Origin of the sequence: Mesorhizobium sp. M7A.F.Ca.MR.362.00.0.0, from assembly GCF_004023175.1 — a bacterium.
Taxonomy (GTDB): domain Bacteria; phylum Pseudomonadota; class Alphaproteobacteria; order Rhizobiales; family Rhizobiaceae; genus Mesorhizobium.
The window spans coordinates 6776-9344 of the sequence record NZ_RZTF01000259.1 but is presented as its reverse complement, the minus strand read 5'-3'; the positions used below and the strand labels follow the sequence as shown (position 1 = coordinate 9344).

General features: G+C 62.6%; 3 protein-coding genes. 1 reads left to right on the top strand and 2 read right to left on the bottom strand.

All coding sequences use genetic code 11. From position 1 onward, the window contains the following. Both EOC06_RS25630 and EOC06_RS25625 read right to left on the bottom strand, forming a co-directional pair. Positions 1-933 (bottom strand): cation:proton antiporter (locus EOC06_RS25630; RefSeq protein ID WP_206631256.1); only part of this gene is annotated, 933 nt, incomplete at its 3' end. 224 nt (positions 934-1157) lie between these two features. Further along, on the bottom strand, positions 1158-1607 hold the full coding sequence (locus EOC06_RS25625; protein WP_127271043.1) for a host attachment protein: 450 nt from the start codon (positions 1605-1607) through the stop codon (positions 1158-1160). 420 nt (positions 1608-2027) lie between these two features. Between EOC06_RS25625 and EOC06_RS43495 the strand changes: the two genes are divergently transcribed. Further along, positions 2028-2569: NAD(P)-dependent oxidoreductase (locus EOC06_RS43495; RefSeq protein ID WP_281062111.1), on the top strand; the 542-nt coding region annotated here is incomplete at its 3' end.

Genomic DNA, 2569 nt, shown 5'->3' with positions numbered 1-2569 from the left:
GATCAGGCTGAACGGGTCGAACAGCATGCCGACCGAGACGAAGAACAACACGGAAAAGGCATCGCGCAGCGGCAAGGATTCTTCGGCGGCACGGTGACTGAGTTCGGATTCGCTCATGATCATGCCGGCGAAGAATGCGCCCAGCGCCAGTGAGACCCCAAACAGTTTGGCCGCGCCAAAGGCGACGCCGAGCGCTATGGCAAGCACCGCCAGCCGGAAGAGCTCGCGCGAGCCGGTGTGGGCGACATAGTGCAGGATCCAGGGGATGACCCGGCGGCCGACCACCAGCATGACGACGACGAAGGCGGCGACCTTGGCCAGCGTGATGCCGACGACGCCCCAGATGCCGTAGCTGGCCGGCAGCGACAGCAGCCCGCTTGCATGGGCGTCGGTCTGCTCCTGGCCGCCGAGCACGCCGGCCAGCGCCGGCAGCAGCACCAGCGCCAGCACCATGGCCAGATCCTCGACGATCAGCCAGCCGACAGCGATGCGGCCGCGCTCGGTCTCAATCATCCGCCGCTCTTGCAGAGCGCGCAGCAGCACGACCGTCGAGGCGACCGATAGTGCCAGGCCGAACACCAGTCCCGCGCCCATCGACCAGCCGAGCATCCACGACAACCCGGCACCGAGTGCGGTGGCAAAGCCGATCTGGACGACGGCGCCCGGCACGGCTATGGCGCGCACCGACAGAAGATCCTTCAACGAGAAGTGCAATCCGACGCCGAACATCAGGAGGATGACCCCGATTTCGGCCAGTTCGTTGGCAAGGCCGGCATCGGCGACGAAGCCAGGCGTGTTCGGCCCGACCAGCACGCCGGCTACGAGATAACCGACCAGCGGCGGGATACGGAAGCGGTTGGCGAGAGCCCCGAAGATGAAAGCCAGCCCCAGACCGGCGACGATGGTGGCGATAAGGGGCGTGTCATGCGGCATTGTCTATGGAGCGCCTTTCAAAAAACAGCGATGTTGGATGAGCGCCGCCCAAAGCCGCCGCCTGTTTTGCAATATGGTGGATGGTATGTCGGCGATGCAACCCGCGAATCCGTGAAATCGACGGCGCCGCCGCAAAAATTTGACCGGCAGCTGAGAAGCTGCCGGCCGGATCGGAATTTGTGCGGTGCTATTCGTCTCGATCCGTCAGGGCCGATCGACAATGATCAGCCTGCCCGCAGCAGGGCCTCGATTTCCGGTATGGCATGGTTGGTCAATGTCTTGGGAATTTCGGCGGTCACCTTGTCCTCGACCTCCTTGTGCAGCTTTTTGCGCATTGTCCCAAGCACCACTGGCGGTGCGACGAGCACGATCTCGTTGAATTCGCCGTCATGCGCGAGCTTGTAGAGCCGGGCGGCGATTTCATCGGCGAAACGCTCCTTGCCGATGCGGTGCCAGTCCGTATCCTCGACTGCGCTGCGATGGACGGAGGGACCATCATTGTATCGGCCCGGGCTGTCGCTGCCTTGCTCGCGGGTGGGCGGGTTGTCCTGCTGTATTTCCTGCACCACCTCGAGATTCGGATATTTGTTGTCGCCGGCGTTCCTGAGGAAAAGCGCCTTCTCGCCATCGGCCACCATGACCCAGATACCGTGCTTGAGTATGATTGTGTTCATGATGACAGGCTCCTTTTCAGCCGCGTGGTGGCCTTTCGTGGCGTTCCGCAGCCGGGGTTTCGATCCGATATGACAGGCCTTTTGAGAACGCGCCCCGAGCCACTAATGTTCCAGGCGGCAGCCGTGTCGGCGTTGAACATTCTGGCTGTCCAGAGTTCGCGGCTTTAATCTACTAATTTGGTAGAATTTAGAAAAAACAGTTTTGCGGCTTTTCTTCCCGGGCGCTAAAAGACCCGGAAAACAAGGCCTGCGACAGCAGCTTGAATCCGCTCCATCCGTAAACGAGAAATATTTTTCTCTTGGCTGGGATGCTTTCAGAAAAGCAATTGCATCCCGACAAGGGATGCGCGAGTGCGTTCCTTCTGGTTTCTCGCGCCCGCGCGTAGAACTGCAAGCTCATTCAGGATTCCGCTCGCGTCCATGTCGCACACTGCTCCCAAGCTCAGCGCCTTCCCCGTGTTCATGCGGGTCGAGGGCGAAGCCGTGGCCATCGTTGGCGGCGGCGAAGAGGCACTGGCCAAGGCGCGGCTGATCGGACAGTCGAGCGCGGTCCTGCGGATCATCGCGGGACACGCCGAGCCCGACCTGCTCGCCTTCATCGCCCAGGCCGGCGCGAGCCATTTTGCCGCCGCTTACGACGCATCGCAGCTCGAAGGCGCGATCATGGTGTTTGCCGCCAGCGGCGACGAGGAACTCGACCGTCGGGTGGCTGCGGATGCGCGCCGCCTAGGCATTCCGGTCAATGCCGTCGATCGGCCTGAGCTTTGCGATTTCTTCACCCCGGCGCTGGTCAACCGCGCGCCGGTCGCCATCGCCATCGGCACCGAAGGTGCAGGCCCGGTGCTTGCCCAGATGTTGCGCGGCCGCATCGACCGCATGCTGTCGCAGTCGCTCGGGCCGCTGGCAATTCTTGCGGCGTCGTTTCGCGGGGCTGCCGAGAAGCTGCTGCCGAAAGGCAATGC

Excerpts from the sequence above, each read along its gene's own strand:
- EOC06_RS25625 (WP_127271043.1), bottom strand. The coding sequence starts at position 1,607 with ATGAACACAATCATACTCAAGCACGGTATCTGGGTCATGGTGGCCGAT.